The sequence below is a fragment of the Mesorhizobium kamtschaticum genome, from assembly GCF_056174585.1.
The window spans coordinates 1,252,364-1,269,018 of the sequence record NZ_CM149691.1 but is presented as its reverse complement, the minus strand read 5'-3'; the positions used below and the strand labels follow the sequence as shown (position 1 = coordinate 1,269,018).

The 16,655-nt window shown below is 63.8% G+C and carries 18 protein-coding genes and 1 pseudogene; 8 read left to right on the top strand and 11 right to left on the bottom strand.

Features of this window, described 5'->3' with window-relative positions:
• Window positions 1-10 precede the first annotated feature (10 nt).
• The 3 genes and pseudogenes from leuB to AC0V7N_RS06050 form a co-directional block, all read right to left on the bottom strand.
• Window positions 11-1,113: pseudogene (gene leuB / locus AC0V7N_RS06060) on the bottom strand (3-isopropylmalate dehydrogenase).
• 84 nt (window positions 1,114-1,197) lie between these two features.
• Window positions 1,198-1,548: a VOC family protein gene (locus AC0V7N_RS06055; protein ID WP_475455630.1), complete on the bottom strand. Its 351-nt coding sequence runs from the start codon at window positions 1,546-1,548 to the stop codon at window positions 1,198-1,200.
• Between the two features lie 13 nt (window positions 1,549-1,561).
• Window positions 1,562-1,945, bottom strand: coding sequence for a RidA family protein (locus AC0V7N_RS06050; RefSeq protein ID WP_475455628.1), 384 nt, complete (start codon window positions 1,943-1,945; stop codon window positions 1,562-1,564).
• Window positions 1,946-2,237: 292 nt separating this feature from the next.
• Between AC0V7N_RS06050 and AC0V7N_RS06045 the strand changes: the two genes are divergently transcribed.
• Window positions 2,238-3,683, top strand: a complete 1,446-nt coding sequence (locus AC0V7N_RS06045; protein WP_475455626.1) for a tetratricopeptide repeat protein — start codon at window positions 2,238-2,240, stop codon at window positions 3,681-3,683.
• A gap of 177 nt (window positions 3,684-3,860) precedes the next feature.
• Here the strand turns inward: AC0V7N_RS06045 and AC0V7N_RS06040 are convergent, their stop codons facing one another.
• The 3 genes from AC0V7N_RS06040 to leuD all read right to left on the bottom strand — a co-directional run bounded on the left by AC0V7N_RS06040 (window position 3,861) and on the right by leuD (window position 6,059).
• Complete coding sequence (locus AC0V7N_RS06040) at window positions 3,861-4,352, bottom strand: ester cyclase (protein WP_475455624.1); 492 nt, start codon at window positions 4,350-4,352, stop codon at window positions 3,861-3,863.
• Between the two features lie 95 nt (window positions 4,353-4,447).
• Window positions 4,448-5,383 carry an Ivy family c-type lysozyme inhibitor gene (locus tag AC0V7N_RS06035; protein ID WP_496627755.1) on the bottom strand — a complete coding sequence of 312 codons (936 nt, stop codon included), beginning with the start codon at window positions 5,381-5,383 and terminating at the stop codon, window positions 4,448-4,450.
• A 70-nt stretch (window positions 5,384-5,453) separates the two neighbouring features.
• Window positions 5,454-6,059, bottom strand: coding sequence for a 3-isopropylmalate dehydratase small subunit (gene leuD, locus AC0V7N_RS06030; protein ID WP_475455620.1), 606 nt, complete (start codon window positions 6,057-6,059; stop codon window positions 5,454-5,456).
• A gap of 154 nt (window positions 6,060-6,213) precedes the next feature.
• Here leuD and AC0V7N_RS06025 point away from each other — a divergent pair, with 154 nt between their 5' ends.
• From AC0V7N_RS06025 to AC0V7N_RS06010, 4 genes are all read left to right on the top strand, one after another.
• On the top strand, window positions 6,214-6,639 hold the full coding sequence (locus AC0V7N_RS06025; RefSeq protein ID WP_475455618.1) for a GNAT family N-acetyltransferase: 426 nt from the start codon (window positions 6,214-6,216) through the stop codon (window positions 6,637-6,639).
• A gap of 74 nt (window positions 6,640-6,713) precedes the next feature.
• A complete protein-coding gene (locus AC0V7N_RS06020) occupies window positions 6,714-7,034 on the top strand; it encodes an ArsR/SmtB family transcription factor (RefSeq protein WP_475455616.1) in 321 nt (106 codons plus the stop codon).
• Window positions 7,031-7,480, top strand: a complete 450-nt coding sequence (locus AC0V7N_RS06015; protein ID WP_475455614.1) for an SRPBCC family protein — start codon at window positions 7,031-7,033, stop codon at window positions 7,478-7,480. Before AC0V7N_RS06020 ends, AC0V7N_RS06015 begins: the two co-directional genes overlap by 4 nt.
• Before the next feature lie 43 nt (window positions 7,481-7,523).
• Window positions 7,524-8,015, top strand: a complete 492-nt coding sequence (locus AC0V7N_RS06010; protein ID WP_475455612.1) for an SRPBCC family protein — start codon at window positions 7,524-7,526, stop codon at window positions 8,013-8,015.
• 228 nt (window positions 8,016-8,243) lie between these two features.
• Here the strand turns inward: AC0V7N_RS06010 and AC0V7N_RS06005 are convergent, their stop codons facing one another.
• The 4 genes from AC0V7N_RS06005 to AC0V7N_RS05990 all read right to left on the bottom strand — a co-directional run bounded on the left by AC0V7N_RS06005 (window position 8,244) and on the right by AC0V7N_RS05990 (window position 13,329).
• Entirely contained in the window at window positions 8,244-9,410 is a 1,167-nt protein-coding gene (locus AC0V7N_RS06005) for an NAD(P)/FAD-dependent oxidoreductase (protein WP_475455610.1), read from the bottom strand.
• Between the two features lie 89 nt (window positions 9,411-9,499).
• A complete protein-coding gene (locus tag AC0V7N_RS06000; RefSeq protein ID WP_475455608.1) occupies window positions 9,500-11,104 on the bottom strand; it encodes an ATP-binding protein in 1,605 nt (534 codons plus the stop codon).
• Window positions 11,095-11,787 (bottom strand): response regulator, encoded by a 693-nt coding sequence (locus AC0V7N_RS05995; protein ID WP_475455606.1) that lies wholly within the window; start codon window positions 11,785-11,787, stop codon window positions 11,095-11,097. The genes AC0V7N_RS06000 and AC0V7N_RS05995 overlap by 10 nt, the downstream gene beginning before the upstream one ends.
• A gap of 3 nt (window positions 11,788-11,790) precedes the next feature.
• Window positions 11,791-13,329 (bottom strand): DUF4153 domain-containing protein, encoded by a 1,539-nt coding sequence (locus AC0V7N_RS05990; protein ID WP_475455604.1) that lies wholly within the window; start codon window positions 13,327-13,329, stop codon window positions 11,791-11,793.
• 610 nt (window positions 13,330-13,939) lie between these two features.
• Between AC0V7N_RS05990 and AC0V7N_RS05985 the strand changes: the two genes are divergently transcribed.
• Window positions 13,940-14,830, top strand: coding sequence for an HpcH/HpaI aldolase/citrate lyase family protein (locus AC0V7N_RS05985; protein ID WP_475455602.1), 891 nt, complete (start codon window positions 13,940-13,942; stop codon window positions 14,828-14,830).
• Between the two features lie 34 nt (window positions 14,831-14,864).
• Entirely contained in the window at window positions 14,865-15,071 is a 207-nt protein-coding gene (locus tag AC0V7N_RS05980) for a DUF1737 domain-containing protein (RefSeq protein ID WP_027046018.1), read from the top strand.
• A 96-nt stretch (window positions 15,072-15,167) separates the two neighbouring features.
• Here AC0V7N_RS05980 and AC0V7N_RS05975 read toward each other — a convergent pair whose 3' ends face one another.
• The gene (locus AC0V7N_RS05975) at window positions 15,168-15,590 is read right to left on the bottom strand and encodes a metallopeptidase family protein (RefSeq protein WP_475455600.1); all 423 of its coding nucleotides are present in this window, start codon (window positions 15,588-15,590) and stop codon (window positions 15,168-15,170) included.
• A 134-nt stretch (window positions 15,591-15,724) separates the two neighbouring features.
• Between AC0V7N_RS05975 and AC0V7N_RS05970 the strand changes: the two genes are divergently transcribed.
• The gene (locus AC0V7N_RS05970) at window positions 15,725-16,357 is read left to right on the top strand and encodes a LysE family translocator (protein WP_475455598.1); all 633 of its coding nucleotides are present in this window, start codon (window positions 15,725-15,727) and stop codon (window positions 16,355-16,357) included.
• Window positions 16,358-16,655: the final 298 nt, after the last annotated feature.

Below are 16,655 nucleotides of genomic sequence, written 5' to 3'. Positions count from 1 at the left end.
CGCCTGCGGCTTAAGCCAGGAACTTGGCGATGATCGCGTCGCCCATCGCAACCGTGCCGACCTCGGTCATGCCGGCGGACAAAATATCCTTGGTGCGCAGGCCCTGATCGAGCACCGCGGCGATCGCGCCTTCGAGCTTGTCGGCTTCATCGACCATGCCGAAGGAATAGCGCAGGCACATGGCGAAGGAGGCGATCATGGCGATCGGGTTGGCGATGCCCTTGCCGGCAATGTCGGGCGCCGAGCCATGCACCGGCTCGTACAGCGCCTTGCGCTTCTTGGTCTTGACGTCGGGCGCGCCGAGCGAGGCCGACGGCAGCATGCCGATCGAACCGGTCAGCATGGCGGCGATGTCGGACAGCATGTCGCCGAACAGATTGTCGGTGACGATGACGTCGAACTGCTTCGGCCAGCGCACCAGTTGCATGCCGCCGGCATCGGCCAGCATATGGTCGAGCTTGACGTCGGAGTAGCGCGCCTTGTGGGTCTGGGTGACGACCTCGTTCCACAGCACGCCCGACTTCATCACATTGCGCTTTTCCATCGAGGTGACGTGGTTCTTGCGGGTCCGCGCCAGCTCGAAGGCGACGCCCGAAATACGCTCGATCTCGAACGTGTCGTAGACCTGGGTGTCGATGCCGCGCTTCTGGCCGTTGCCGAGATCGATGATCTGTTTGGGCTCGCCGAAGTAGACGCCGCCGGTCAGCTCGCGCACGATGAGGATGTCGAGGCCTTCGACCACCTCCTGCTTCAGCGAGGAGGATGCGGCCAGCGCCGGGTAGCAGATGGCGGGACGCAGATTGGCGAACAGCTCCATGTCCTTGCGCAGCCGCAGCAGGCCGGCTTCGGGACGCACCTCGTAAGGCACCGCATCCCATTTCGGACCGCCGACGGCGCCGAACAGCACCGCGTCCGCCGCCATTGCCTTTGCCATGTCGGCATCGGAGATCGCGGCCCCATGCGCATCGTAGGCGCAGCCGCCGACCAGGCCCTCATCGGTGACGAAGCCGCTGCCGAGCTTTTCGTTCATGGCCGCGATCAGTTTCTTGACCTCGGCCATGGCCTCGGGGCCGATGCCGTCGCCGGGGAGCAGGAAAGATGCTTCGTTGCCATGGAGAAACCGTCCTGGAAAGATTGAACCGGCGCTTTGCTAAACGCCAAGCGGCCCGCGCGCAAGCCTGCGCTTGAGAAGCGCCATCACCGATGCGAGAGAATGTTGACCAGCCGGCCCAGGGGATCGCGCACATAGAAGCGCCGCACGCCCCAGGGCTCGTCGGCCGGCCCGTATTCGATGACAAAGCCGGCGGCCTTCATGGCGGCTAGTGCTGCGTCGACATCGTCGACCTCGATCGACAGATCCGGCACCGGCGTGCCGGAGCCGCCTTGCGCCATGAAGGAGACCTGCACTTGCATCTGTTCCCCGGAGCCGTAAGTGGCGATCCAGCCCTGGTCCATCAGCACATCGAGGCCAAGCACGTCATGATAGAAACGTCTGGCCAGCGCGGCGTCTTTTGTCTCGATATTGGCTACGATACGCCGGACGGGCATGGCTTTGGCCTCCTCATGCCGTCCGCCGCAGCGCCGTGACTTCGATCTCGATCTTCATTTCCGGCTTGTTGAGCTGGCAGACGATCATCGTCGCCGCCGGCCGGATGTCGCCGAACGTCTCGCCGAGGATCGGGAAGACCACGTCCACGAAGGCCTGGTCGGTGATGTAGTAATGCGCCCGCACCACATCGGCCATGTTGAAGCCGCCGTCGGCCAGCGCGTTGCCGATCGTCGCCAGGCAATTGCGCGTCTGCGCCTCGACGGTCTCCGGCATCGTCATCGTCGCATAATCATAGCCGGTCGTGCCGGACACGAAACACCAGTCGCCCTGCACCACCGCACGCGAATAGCCGGCGGTCTTTTCGAAGGGCGAACCGGTGGAGATGAGTGTGCGCATGGATGTCCTCAAATCGGCGCCGCCACTTTGCAGGCAAGACCGGATCCGGCCATGGGCCAACACGGATAAATCGACGGTGCAATATCTCTAATGCCAGCGGGCCAGTTCTCTCCTCGCCGGGCGTTCGTCGTTCGGAAAGCCAAGCAATGTTGCTTCCCGTCCGAACTCCTCACCCCTCCAAAGGGGATCCGTCGTTTTCAACGACCACTGCAATTTCTGCTTGCATTTAGGAACAAAAGTAGAACTATAAGTATCCGCGAGAGCAGTCGCAGTAACTCTGGGGGTCAGAGCCATGTCACGCCGCACCGACGCGTTTCCACGCGCATTTGTTGCCGGGCTATTGCGCGGGCCGCTGGTGGTCCTTGCAGTTGTTATCATGCTTGGCGCTCTGACCGCTCCGTCTTCGGCCGTTACGCGGGACTATGCGCTTTGCTTCGGCGATGAAAAAGGCTCGGACGACGACAGTGGGCCCATCTACAGGAACGAAGCGAGCGTCGACTATGGCGCGGCCGACCGGCGCATCGCCGCCTGCTCGGTGATTGCAGAGGACACGACCGAAGCGCTGCGCCTGCGCGCCAAAGCCTACTTCTACCGAGCTTCCGCCCGGAACGACAAGGAAGACTGGGACGGTGCGATCGCCGACTATGGCGAGGCGATCGCGATCGATCCCAAGCAGGCTGCGGCCTACTTCAACCGTGGCGCCGACTGGTACAACAAGGGAGACGACGACCGCGCAATAGCGGACTTCAACGTCACCATAAGCCTGGAGCCGTCCGCCAGCGAGGCCTATTCCAGCCGCGGCGCGGCCTTCCTGCGCAAGGGCAATATCGACGCGGCTATGGTGGATTACAAGCAGGCGATCGAGGCCGATGCGCAAAACAGCGCGGCGCATACAGGACTCGGTCAGGCTTGGGACAGGAAAGGCAAGCGCGACAAGGCGAGCGCCGAATATGATGAGGCTATCCGGCTTGACCCGACCGACATGATCGCGCTTCTCAACCGCGCCCTCAACCGCCTCGACAGGGGTGAGTTCGATCAGGCGATGGCCGATTACGACGCCGCCATCGGCATCGACCCCAAGAGCGCCGAAGCCTATGCCAACCGCAGCGCGGCCTGGCTCAGCAAGGATGGCTGGGTGCGCGCGATCGCCGACGCCAGTAAGGCGATCCAACTCGATCCCGCGATCGTCGACGGCTATTATTTTCGAGGCGTCGCCTGGGCAAGCAAAGGCAGCAACGATCGCGCCATTGCCGATTTCGGCAAGGCGATCGCGCTCGACGCGAACGATGCGCGGGCCTGGTTCGCCCGTTCGCTGACGCGGGCGCTGAGCGGCGATGCAGCCGGGGCCGGGGCCGACTGCCTAAAAGCCATCGCCCTCGACCCGAAAAAGACAGGCGGTTGCGACACCGGAAATGCTGGGACCAAAGCGGCCCAGCCTGCAGCCGCCACGCCGGCCAGCGGAAGTGACCAAGAAGCGGCAAAGGCCCTGATCGATCGCGCCGGGATGCGGCTGTCGAAATACAGTGTCGAAGGCGCGCTTCTCGATTTCGACAGAGCCATCAGCCTCGATCCGCACAATGCCGACGCGTATCTCGGCCGCAGCCGTGCAAGGGTGCTCAACGGCGACGCGACAGGTGCGGCGGCGGATTGTCGGCACGCCATCGAGCTCGATCCGAGACGGGCAGGAACCTGCGGCGACCAAGTTGCCGGCAGCGACGGCAAGCCGACCTCGCCATAATGCTCCAGCCGAATTTCGCCACTGCCTACAAGGCGCGAAGCGAGGCATGAAAAGCCAAGGGAAACCACAAGCGCGCCGAGGCCGACCGAAAGAAAGCACTAAGCTTGTCCGTCGGGATCGTGTGGAGTTCCGTTCGACCGGCCCGATGGCGGGCCCACAACAGTGAGCCGGTGGAGATCAGGCTCGCAGTTGCGCCAGGACGCCTGCGATATCGCCCATGCCCCAATGCTCGACGATGCGACCGTCTTCCACCCGAAAAATGTCGCAGGAGGTGAAGCGCAGTGTCCGTCCGGTCGGTGCTACACCGAAATAGGTGCCCTTGTGCGTGCCGCTGTAGACGAAGCTCGCCGCCACATGGTCCTTGTCGGCGACCACGACTTCGGTGACGACTTTTAGATCGGGCATTGCCGCCAGCCGCGCCTTGAAGAAGGCGACCGTTCCCTGTTTCGGGCTGACATTCGCCGGCGGCGGTGCCGCGGCGCTTGTCTGGTGATTCACGTAGGTGTCGGCGAACAGTTCGGAGAAGCCGTCGATGTCCCCTGCGCTCAATGTCGCCGCGAAACGTTCCGCCAGTGATTGAAGTGAGGTCGCCGCCTGGGCGAGGGCCGGTGTGAGCAGGCCGCTACCGAGAAGCAGCCCGGCTGCTGTTACTTGTCGCCGATTCTGCATCGTATCCTCCGTCGAAATGGCGCACGAATACCCGGCGTCTGATGGCGATCTCATTTCGCTATGGCAGGCGGAAGGCTGTTCCCTGGCAACGCTCGTTAATTCGCCGAGCCCAGCGCCTTGTCCAGCGCTTCCTTCACGTCGGCCGGCCATGTCGCCACCGCCGGCCAGGCATTCGGCTGGCCATTGTCGCCGCGGCGGGCGAAGTAGAGCTTGTGCTTGGCCGGGTCGACCGCCATGAAGCCGTCATTGCCGCCGCAGTCATGCGGCACGCAGCCGCTGGCGTAGAACGCGCCCGACGCGGTCTTTTCCGTGCCGCCGCCGACCAGCAGGCTGGTCGCCATGTCGGGCATGTCCTTGCCCAGCAGTTTTTCGGCTTCCTTGTAGACCGCCTCATTATGGAAGGCGTCGATGATGTTGTCGTATTTCATCGGGTCGATGTCTTTCCAGTCGGTCCCGGGTTCCGGCATATAGGTCAGATTGCCGGAGGTGGTCAGCCCGCCCGTCGGCGACCATTGCAGCGCCGGCTTCTCATCGCCCGGCAGCAGATAGGGCACGAAATAGATGGCGCTGTCGGAGATTGCCGCCGGCGGCGCGCCGCATTCATCCTGCTCGACCGTCGTGGCCTGGATCTCGCCACCTTCCGGCTTCCACACGATGACCTTGGCCGGACCGCATTGATTGCCGCCGTCGCCGACATCGACCAGCGCCACGTTGACGTCGCCGACCTTCACGATCTTGTCGAAGAAGACATCGTAGTTGCTGGCCAGCTGCTTGCCGTCAAAGGCGAGCACCTTCTCACCATCCTGCTCCGGCTGCGTGATGGTCAGCTGGCCGCCCTCGAACGGGATCGGCGCCTGCTTGTCATCGTCGGCGGGCGCCGCGTCGCTGGTGCTCGGCGCTCCCTGGTCGGTCGCCGGCTGGTCGGCCGGCTTCTGGGCTGCCGCGGGCGTCTGCGTTTGCGCAAACGCGCTCACGCTGGGCACCAGCAACAGCGCCAGCCCGCAAACGCCGGCAAGAAGCAAACGTGCCATGACTGTCCCTCCCCTTCAGTCGCCGCCAACCCGGCCTGAAAGGGCCGGGCCTATATTCGGATGGTGCCGCTCAGGCCCAGGGGCGCTGTTCGGCGTTGCGCTTCTCGAACGAGGCGATGGCGCCGGCCTTCTCCATGGTCAGGCCAATATCGTCGAGCCCGTTGAGCATGCAGTGCCGCTTGAAGTCGTCGAGGTCGAAGGTGACGACACCGCCATCGGGGCCGCGGATTTCCTTGGCTTCGAGGTCGATCGACAAAGTGGCGTTCGAGCCGCGCGAGGCGTCATCCATCAGCTTCTCGAGATCCTCGGGGCTGACGGTGATCGGCAGCACGCCGTTCTTGAAGCAATTGTTGTAGAAGATGTCGGCGAACGAGGTCGAGATGATGCAGCGTATGCCGAAATCGAGCAGCGCCCACGGCGCGTGCTCGCGGCTCGAGCCGCAGCCGAAATTGTCGCCGGCGACGAGGATCTGCGCCTTGCGGTAAGCCGGCTTGTTGAGCACGAAATCCGGGTTTTCCGAACCGTCGTCCTTGTAGCGCATTTCGGCGAACAGGCCGGTGCCGAGCCCGGTGCGCTTGATCGTCTTGAGATAATCCTTCGGGATGATCATGTCGGTGTCGACATTGACGATCGGCATCGGAGCGGCGACGCCGGCGAGCTTGGTGAATTTTTCCATGGCTTTGGCCCGTGTTTTCGTTGCGGGGGATTTGCTGAAGCTCCGTTTACACAAAGCCGAGGGCAAATAAAAGGCAACTGTTCGTGCGCACTGGTACAAGGGCACTACGCGAAAGCGGCTTCGAATTTGCAGTTCGATGGTGCAGTCTGGCGGCATGGCAGAAAACTCCCATGTCCTCTACGCCCGAGAGCCTGCGCTCGGCATCGCCGAATTCCGCAAGGTGCTGGTGGAATCCGGCCTCGGCGAGACGCGGCCTGTCGATGATCCTGCCAGGCTGCAGGCGATGCTGTCGGGCGCCAATCTGGTGCTGACCGCGCGGCTCGACATCGAGGGCAAGCCGCTGATTGGTGTTATCAGGGCCGTCACCGACTTTGCCTGGGTCTGCTACATCTCCGAGCTCGCTGTTTCCGGCGCGGCCCAAGGTCTTGGCGTTGGCAAGGGGCTGATGAACGAGGCCCGGCGGCAGCTTGGCCCATCGGTCGCCATCAGCCTTCTCTCCGTGTCCGACGCGGTCGGCTTCTACGAACGCATCGGCATGAAGCGCATGCCGGATGCCTTCTGGTTCTCCCGCAAGGGCTGATTCTCTCCCGTGGCCGCGTCAGGCCGCGCACTCTTGCCGCTTGACATGCAACCAAATAGTTGCATATTAAGGCCATGAGCATGGATGCAGTCTTTCGCGCCCTGGCGGACCCGACACGCCGGCAATTGCTGGACAGCCTCCATGCCCGGAACGGGCAGACGTTGAACGCGCTGTGCGCGGAGATGGCCATGACGCGCCAGGCGGTGACCAAGCACCTGGCGATCCTGGAGGAAGCAAACCTCGTCACCACGCTCCGCCGGGGCCGGGAGAAGGAGCACTACCTCAACCCGGTTCCGATCAACGAGATCGCCGAGCGCTGGATCGGCAAGTTCGAACGGGGGCGTCTCGACGCCCTCAGCAATTTGAAGAGACGCCTCGAAAGGGAAGAGCCGTGAGCAACAACACCTTCGTCTACGTGACCTACATCCGCACCACGCCCGAAAAACTCTGGGAAGCGCTGACCGACCCGGAGTTCAACCGGCAGTTCTTCCTCTGCTCCTATCAGGAGAGCGAATGGAAGGTGGGCTCCAGCTGGAAGCTGATCTTCCCCGACGGCCGCGTTGCCGACAGCGGTGAAATCCTCGAGATCGACCCACCGCGACGCCTGGTCATCAAATGGCGCAATGAATGGATGCCGGAGATCAAGGAGGACGGCTACACGCGCTGCACCTTCGCAATAGAACAGGACGGCGAATTGATGAAGCTTGCCGTCACTCATGAGGCGGACGGGCCGCACAGGCTGATCGACAACGTCGCCAAGGGCTGGCCGCTGGTGCTGGCCAGCCTGAAGAGCCTGCTCGAGACCGGCAAAGGTTTTGAGCGCCCGCCATCGAAGGGATAAAACGATCGTTTCGATACCGAACCAAATATCTTTGGAGGCATCCATGATGCACGTTCCCAGGATACAGAGCATGACCAATGGCGAGACGATCATGGCATCCGCCGAGATCGAAGCGCCGCCGGAGCGCATCTTCACGGCGCTGGTTAGCAAGGACGTCGAACAATGGTGGGGATCCCCCGACACCTACCGGATGGCCGACTGGTCGGCCGACCTTCGCGTCGGCGGCCGCTGGACCGTTGTTGTCCGCACAGTTGACGGCAGCGACCTGCCGGCCAGCGGCGAATTCCTCGAGATCGAAGCGCCGCGCCGGATCGTGCAGACGCGGTCCTATGCCTGGGATCACCCGACGCTTGGCCGGCGGCAAACCACGGTCGCCTGGCTGCTGGAGCCGATCGCCAGGGGCACGCGCCTCACCATCTGCCATGGCGGTTTCGCCGGCCTGAGCGAAGCGGCGGCTGAACATGCCGAGGGCTGGGGCCGGGTGCTGGCCTGGCTACAGGACTATGTCGAGGCTGGGAAGCTGGCGGCGGCTTAGACAGCAGGTCGAAGGTGGCGATCCTTGGCGCCCCCTCTGCCCTGCCGGGCATCTCCCCCACGAAGGGGGAGATTGGCAGCTTGGGCGCGCCCCGCTCATTCCTGCAACGCTGGCGATTGGCGAAAGCCGAGATGACGGCCGATCTCCCCCCGTGTGGGGGAGATGTCCGGCAGGACAGAGGGGGGCGCTGTCCCGCCAGCCTTCAAGGGAGCCTTCGTGCCAACTCCCTCAAATCACATTCAATTCCCGAAACGCCCGTCCCTCGGCCACCCGCTCATACCCAAACGCCGAGCAATCCACCGTCCGATAGCCGCCATGCACCAAAAACTCTGCCAGCGCCTTGCCCACCGCCGGCGCTTGCTGCAGGCCATGGCCCGAAAACCCATTGGCGAACAAGAAATTGCCGACCGCGGGATGCGGGCCGATCACCGCGTTCTGGTCGAGCGTGTTGTAATCATAATGGCCGGCCCAGGCGCGGGTCGCCTTGATCGCTTCGAAGGCCGGGATGCGGGTTGCCAGCACCGGCCAGATCACCTCTTCGAACAGCGGCCAGTCGACTTCGAAATCCTTGGGATCGGCCGGCCCATCGCCCTCTTCCGGCTCGGCGCCGCCGGTGAGGTAGACCGAGCCTTCCGGCCGCACATAAATGCCAGAGGGATCGACCAGCAGCGGCATATCAGAATATTTCTCGCGCGCCTCGAAGACGAAGACGTTGCGCTTGCGCGGCTCGACCGGCAGCGCCAGCCCGGCAAGGGCGGCAACCTTGCCGGCGTTCGGCCCGGCGGCGTTGACGACGATGCCGGCCTCCAGCGTCTGGCCATTGTCGAGGGTGACACCGGTAACGCGGTTGCCGTCGCGCGCGATAGAGGTGACCGAAGCGGCGATGAAATCGATCTTCTTCTCGCGCAGCGCCTTGCGGAACAGGGTCAGCATCGCATGCGCGTCGAACCAGCCTTCGCCTGTCCGGCCATAAGCGCCGGCGGAAATGCCCTCGGCCGACAGCCAGGCGAAGCGCCGCGTCAGCTGCTCGGCATCCTCGAGCACGATGTCGGCGCCCTCGGCGATCTGCGCCTCGTGATTGGCCTTGAGGATCGGCAGCCCGGCTTCTCCGGCGAGGATCAGATAGCCGCCCTCGCGGAACCCGATATCAGCATCGGTGCCGAACTCTTCCTTCAGCCGCCGGAACAGCTTTAGCGTGAATTGCGACAGGCGGATGTTTTCCGGAATGGAGAATTGCTGGCGGATCGAGGCCATGGACAGCGTTGTTGCCGCATGGGCAAATTGCGGATCGCGTTCGATGAGCGCGATGGAGCCGGAAAACCCTTCCTCACGCAGATAATAGGCAATCGAGGACCCGACGATGGCCCCACCGATGATGACGATGTCGTAGCGCATTTTTTCGGCTCCAGCTTCCAGAGCATGATCCCGAAAAGTGGGTACCGGTTTTCTCGGACAAACGGTATCCGTTTGTCCAGAGATCATGCTCAGCTTGATAAAGGCAAAGTGATCTCGAAGCGCGTGCCGCGCTCGCTGTCAACCAGCCGGATCATACCATCACGCGCTTTCAGGAGGGCCAGCACGATGCCGAGGCCCATGCCGGTGCCGCCGGTAGCGCGCCGCGTGGTGAAGAACGGCTCGAAGATGCGCGCCCGGTTGCTGGGCGAAATGCCGTCGCCATCGTCGCCGACCAGCACCGTCGCCTTGCCCTCGGCGCTCGCCGCCGAGATCGAAACCAGCGTCGCGCCGTGCCTGGCCGAATTGTCGATGAGATTGGCAAGCACGATTGCAGCGTTCTCGGCCGAGATGCGCAAGGCGAGATCACCGCCCGCCTCGACGCGAACCGCCAGCCTGGTGTCGACGGGCAGCAATGCAAGTGCTGCACCGATCGAGGTGCTTTCGCCGCTGGGTGCGAGATTTTCGGCCTTCGCCAGGTCGAGCAGCCGCCGCACCAGCAAATTGAGTCGACCGGCATCGGTGACGATATTGTTGGAGAAGCGGCGCCGCTCTTCATCATCCATCGCCGAGCCGGAATCACGCAGCAATTCGGCCGCGCCCTGGATCGCCGTCAGCGGCGATTTGAGCTCGTGCGAGACATGGGTGGCAAAGGTCTGGATCGAGTCCGATCGCGCCTGCAGTTTTTCCGCCATGTCGAGGAAGGCGGCGGACAGCTCGGCCATTTCATAGGTGCCGTGATGGTCGAGCGGCCGGATCGCGTCGCGCTCGCCGGCGGCGATGCGCTGCGTGCGGTCGATCAGCGCATAGATCGGCCGGCTGACGGTGCGCAGGAAGACGAGGCCGATGAGCAGCGTGCCGCCGAGGATGGCGATCGCCGCCAACGTCACCTTGCCGCGCTCGCCGTAGAGATGCTTTATGATGTTGTTGGGCGTCCGCGAGACATAGACCACGCCGGCGACCTTGCCGTCGACGGCCACCGGCAAGGCGACGAAGACACGCACCTTGGTGCCGCGGCTGACCGAATAGAGCGGTGGCGTCGGCTGGTCGGGAATGCGCAGCCTGAGCGCGCTGGCATAGCGGCCGGCAAGTGCGGTGCGCACCTCCTCGACATCGCCAAGCGACTGCCCGACCTCGCCGCGCCCGGCGATGACGACGCCCCTGGGATCAAGCAGCCGGAAGCCGGCGAGCGTGGTTTTCTGCGTGGCGTCGAGAATGCCCGATAGGCGTGTGCCGATCGCGGCGAAGGCGGGATCGGCGATGGCAGCGACCGCTGCGGGACGGGTGGGAAGCACGTAGTCAGAGGCGAGATCGAGCTGCGGCTCGATCGGCTGGTACGGTCCGTCGGGATTGACGCTTCGGCTAGCACTGCCGTCTGACTGCGGCATCGGCGCGCCGAGCTTGTCCGGCGCAATGCCGGCGTCGCGCACATCCTGCGCATAGATGGCGGCGATGGCCGCGCCTTGCGCGATCAGCTCGGCCTCGGTCTGGCGGATCAGCTGGTTTTCGTAGAGGCGGAAGAAGAACAGGCCGACCAACGGCAAGGCCATCACCAGGATCAGAATGGCGACGACGACCGTGGCAAGCCGTGGCCGCCATTTGCGGCCGATCCATTTGCGTGAAGTCGTCAGCCGCATCGGCCAAGCCGGAAGCCGACGCCGTGCACGGTCTCGATGACTTCCGGGCAACCCACCGCCGCCAGCTTGGCGCGGATGTTGCGGATATGGCTGTCGACGGTGCGGTCGGCGACATGGATTTTTCCGGCATAGGCATTGGCCATCACCGCGTCGCGGTCGAGCACATAAGTCGGCCGCGCCAGAAACCCTTTCAGGATGGAGAATTCGATGCCCGTCAGGGCAAGCGGCTTGCCGTCGAAGGCGGCCGCGTGGCTGGCCGGCGCCAGTGTGAGCTTGCCATGCGTGAACTGCCTGTCATCGGCCGGTTCGGGCGCTGCCGGGCGGGCGCGGCGCAGGATGACGTTGACGCGGGCGACCAGCTCGCGCGGGCTGAACGGTTTCGTCACATAGTCGTCGCCGCCCATTTCCAGCCCAAGAATGCGGTCGATTTCTTCATCGCGCGCGGACAGGAACAGCACCGGCACATCTGAAGTGTGGCGCAGCCGCCGGCAGACCTCCAACCCATCCATCTCCGGCATGCCGATGTCGAGCACGACCAGATCCGGCGCCCGGCGTCCGATCTCCTGCAAGGCGGCGGCGCCGTCGGCCACCCCAAGCGTCTTCATGCCGGCCTTTTCCAGCGCGAAGCAGATCACTTCGCGGATATGCGGGTCATCGTCGGCGACGAGAATGTGATGCGGCATGGATCAGCGGTCCGGCATGGAAGGTTGCGAGGGCTGCACAGGTGGAGGAAGCACGAGCGGCCCTCGCTTGTCGAGAACCCTGGCCAGCCGCCAGCCGCGAAAGCTCCAGGCGCGCCACTTCTTTTGTTCGGCGATATAGTCGTCGATCATCACCTGGTCGGCCAAGTAAGTGGTCAGGATTCCGAATTTACGCGTGTAGTAGCGGTCGAGAGCCGGCATGGCGACGGCGCCGAACGAGCGCAGATACTCGGCATCGAGCGGGGTGCCGGAGCCGGTCATTTCAAGGGAATGGTCGACATTGTAATTGGCGATCGTTGCTGCGAAATTGATGAAGCAGCAGGCATAAAGCGTCAGGGATAACGTCAGAAGATTGGCGGACGACAGCCATTCATTGGATTTTCCAAGCGCGATGCGGGCGATGATCAGCGCAAGGCCTGATGCCACGAGCCCCATCCAGACGAAAGCGGCGATGCGCCAGTAGGTCAGCGCATAGATGCCGATATAGAGGTCGAGCCGCAGGATCGATGAGATGACCAGCATGATGTTCTGCGCCACCCAGGCATAGACCAGCCGGCGGATGAGCGGATCGGCTGAGGTCTCGCTTCCAGGCCTGAGCGCCGCCAGGACAAAACCGGCGGCAAGCAGCGCGGTGACGATCAAGGGATAGGCGCCGCGATGTGCATAAGCGGCGTAGCTTAAGCCGTCGGGAAGCGCTGCCCCACCCCACAGATAGGTGGCGTCGAGCCCGGTCTGCAGTGCGAACAAGATGTTGAAGACGATCGAGGCGCGCAGGATGGCGGCCTTGCCGAACACGATGTCCTCGACGACATGCCTTTGCGCATCGGTCACCGGTTGAGCAGCGGCAAGAGGATTGTTCGGCCGGTGGATGCGCTGCGAAAACCGCGGCAGGCGTGGCCGCAAAAAAGCCCAGACGCCGACGAGCACGAACAGCCAGAAGGCGATCCGCGCCAGTTGTATGAGATCGAGCAGCTTCATCAGGTCGATCAGCGACAGCCAGTAGTCGATGACCGGATTGGCGGCGCCGAACAGCGCCAGGAAGACGGCGCCCAGCGTCAGCGGCATCACCCAGACGGCGATCGCCGCCAGCCGCACGCGGCGCCGGCCGAAGCGCCGCGCCGTCTTGCGCCAGCGGATGAAATCTCTGATGAACCGGAACGGCGCTGCCAGCCAAAACAGTGCTATCTGGCCGGCAATGCGGGCGATGCTGTGTCGCAACCGGCCGCTCAGCGAAAGCGTGAAGACGACCAGCGCCGCCAGCGCGATCGAGACGGACAGAATGCTGACATTCTCGGCAAGCGGCAGCAGCGCGACCAGCAGGGCCGCTGGCTTGAGCCAGACCCTGATGTCGCTGAAGGCCGTGGGATGCACGGCCACGACCGCGGCGGCAATCAGGATGGCGAACAGGAAGACGGTGATGCCGGCGGGCTGGCCGTAGAACAGGAAATCCGCCAGCACGACCAGCAGCACGGCAACACCGAAGCGGCTGCAATAGCTTGGTGCTGCGGTGAAGAATGATGTCATGACCTGACTTTCCTGATCGCGCTCGATCGCCTCGGCGCTGGGCTCTTGCGGACAAAGGCAATGAGGATCGCGGTGGGTTTTGCGCGCGGCGGATCGACCAGCCACCAGCCTTCTCTGCGCAGCCGGTAGGGGAGAGACCAACGGGGTTTTGCGCGCTTGTGCATGCCGCCTGTCTCGCAGGCGGGCGGGGAAGCGATGCGACGGATCCGAGGAGGTTTTCCGCAGGCATGTGCAGTTTTCGTGCAGGGGCTGCGCCTTAGGTCGAATTCATTTCCAGCCGTTGGCGCTGCCCTTCACCTGCCTGCCGGCATCCTCTCCCCGTAAACGGGGCGAGGGCGCTCCTCGCCGCTTTCGCCAATCATCAGCGTTGCAGGAAGGGAGCCGAGGTTGCGGCCAGCCTCTTTCGCCCCGTTTACGGGGGTGAGAAGTGGTCCGCGAAGCGGACGGAAAGCCAATTGCTTGGCTTTCCGAACGACGAACGCCCGGAGCGATAGCGAAGGGCCGGCATGCCGGCAGGGCAATGAGGGGCGGCGCCAGCTTTCGCGATTGGCTCGTCTCAGGCACAAGCCGCGCGCTTGCCTCACCCGCCCACACGCGGCATAGATCGGGCATGGAACCCTACCGCCCGCGCCGCTCGGTGCTCTACGTCCCTGCCTCCAACGACAAGGCGCTGGCCAAGATCGCGCAGCTGTCCTGCGATGCCGTCATCATCGACCTCGAGGATGCCGTCGCCCCGGCCGACAAGATCGCTGCCCGCGACAAACTGCCCGGAATCTTCGCCAATCGCCCGGTTGCCAACCAGTTTGGCCACCGTTGCGAGATGGTGGTGCGCGTCAATGCGCTGGCCAGCGAATGGGGCGCCGACGATCTGCTGGCCGCGGCAAAATTCGAGCCCGACGGCATCCTGTTGTCCAAGGTCGCCACACCGCGCGATATCCTCGAAGTCGGCGATGTGCTCGACGACAATTTTGCCCCCGACAGCGTGAAACTCTGGGCGATGATCGAGACGCCCAGGGCGCTGCTCAACATCGGCGCCATTGCCGAATTGGGCCGTGACCCGGCTTCGCGCCTCAATTGTTTCGTTGCCGGAACGAATGATCTGACCAAGGACACCGGCGTGCTGGCGACGCCGGACCGGCGCTATCTCGTGCCATGGCTGATGCAGATGGTGCTGGCCGCGCGCGCCGGCGGCCTCGACATGCTCGACGGCGTTGCCAATGATTTTCGCGACCTCGATACCTTTGCGCGTGAGTGCGCGGAAGGCGCCGCCATGGGCTTCGATGGCAAGACCCTCATCCATCCGGCCCAGATCGAAGCGGCGAACCGCGCCTTCGCGCCGTCCCCGGAAGTGCTGACCGAGGCACGCCTGATAAAGGACGCCTTTTCACGTGCCGAGAATGCCGGCAAGGGCGTGATCGCGCTGAACGGCAAGATGGTCGAGCGGCTGCATCTGGCGCAGGCTGAAAAACTGCTGGCGAAAGCGGCCGCCATCGGCGCATGATCCCGGCTAAGTCTATTCACGACAGGACTGAAAAATGAAACTCTACCGCTTTCTGACCGCCCCGGACGATGCCAGCTTCTGCCACAAGGTGACGGCGGCCTTGAACAAGGGCTGGCACCTGTTCGGCTCGCCGACCTACGCCTATGACAAGAAAGCCAAGACCATGCGCTGCGGCCAGGCCGTGGTGAAGGATATCGACGGCCAGGAGTATGGGCCGGACACCAAGCTCAGCGACTGGTAGGGGACAGCGCTGAGGCCCTTCTCTCTCTTCGTCATCCTAGGGCGGAGCAAGGAGCGAAGCGACGCGGCGCAGACCCTAGGATGACGAAGGGATAGGTTACTCGGCCGCCTCTTCGAGCTTCTCCATATCATCATCCGACAGGCCGAAATGGTGGCCGATCTCGTGGATCAGCACATGGGTGACGATGTCGCCCAGCGTTTCCTCATTTTCGGCCCAGTAGTCGAGCATGGCGCGGCGATAGAGCGTGATGCGGTTGGGGCCTTCGCCGGTCTGCGGGTTCCAACGTTCGGCGATGCCGCGGCCCTCGAACAGGCCGAGCAGGTCGAACGGCGTTTCCAGCGACAGATCGTCCATGATCTCGTCGGTCGGGAACTCGGCGATCTGGATGACGATCTCGCCGGTCAGCTTGCGAAAGTCCTCCGGCAAATGCGCATAGGCCTCCAACGCGAGGAACTCCATTTCCTCCATCGAGGGCGCAAGTTCGCCATGCCAGGTACGGGTTTTGTAGATACGGGCCATGCTTTGTCCTTTGACCCGGCATATAGGCTTTCGCGCCGGTCGAGGCAAATGAAGCGGCAATTCCTGCCGCAGCGCCTTTGCCGCGGCCGGGGAATCGCGTAGGGGTCGGTTCCGGCCATCTCTCAGGAGTTCTCATGCCGGACCTTTCCACCATCGGACTTTTCGCCATTGCCTGCCTCGCTTTGACCGCGACGCCTGGGCCGGACATGCTGTTGATCGCGTCCCGCAGCGCCAGCCAGGGGCGCGCATCGGGCCTGGCGACCTATGCCGGCATCGCCGCCGGCACCTATTGCCACGCGCTGGCCGCCGCCTTCGGCCTGTCGCAACTGTTCCTGGCAGCACCCATCGCCTACGACATCGTGCGCTATGCCGGCGCCGCCTACCTCGCCTGGCTGGCCTGGAAGGCGTTCCGTTCCGACGGAACGGTTTTTGCCCCGGTCGCCGGCCTGCCGCGCTATTCACGCGGCCGGATTTTTCGGCAAGGCCTGCTGACCAATCTGCTCAACCCAAAAATGGCGCTGTTCGTGCTGGCGCTGTTCCCGCAATTCGTGCGCCCCGAGGCCGGTTCCGTCGCCGGCCAGATCCTGTTGCTGGCGACCGTGCTCAACCTGATCGGGCTGCTGGTCAACGGCCTGGTCATCCTGACCGCCAGCCGGATCGGAACGGCGTTGTCGAAACGCACGCGGCTCCGGCGGGCGCCGCAGATCCTGCTCGGAACCGTCTTTGCGGGGCTCGCTGCACGGCTGGCCTTTGGCGGCCAGCGCTAGTCTCCCGGCGGAGAAAGCTGACGGGGTCGTTGTGTTGACCAGCCGTATGCCTTGGTGATTGGCGAGAAACGCCCCACCCTTCGTCATCCTATGGCGGAGCAAGGAGCGAAGCGAAGCGGCGCAGACCATAGGATCCATGCCGCGACCTTAGAGCGCTGTTACGGGTGCAGAATTCTGTTCCGCCGCATCCGCGACAGCCGTCACGGAATGGATCCCAGGGTCTCCGCGACGCCGCTGCGCGGCTGCTTCGCCCTAGGATGACGAAATCACGGGATGCTGCGACCCACCCATATACTGG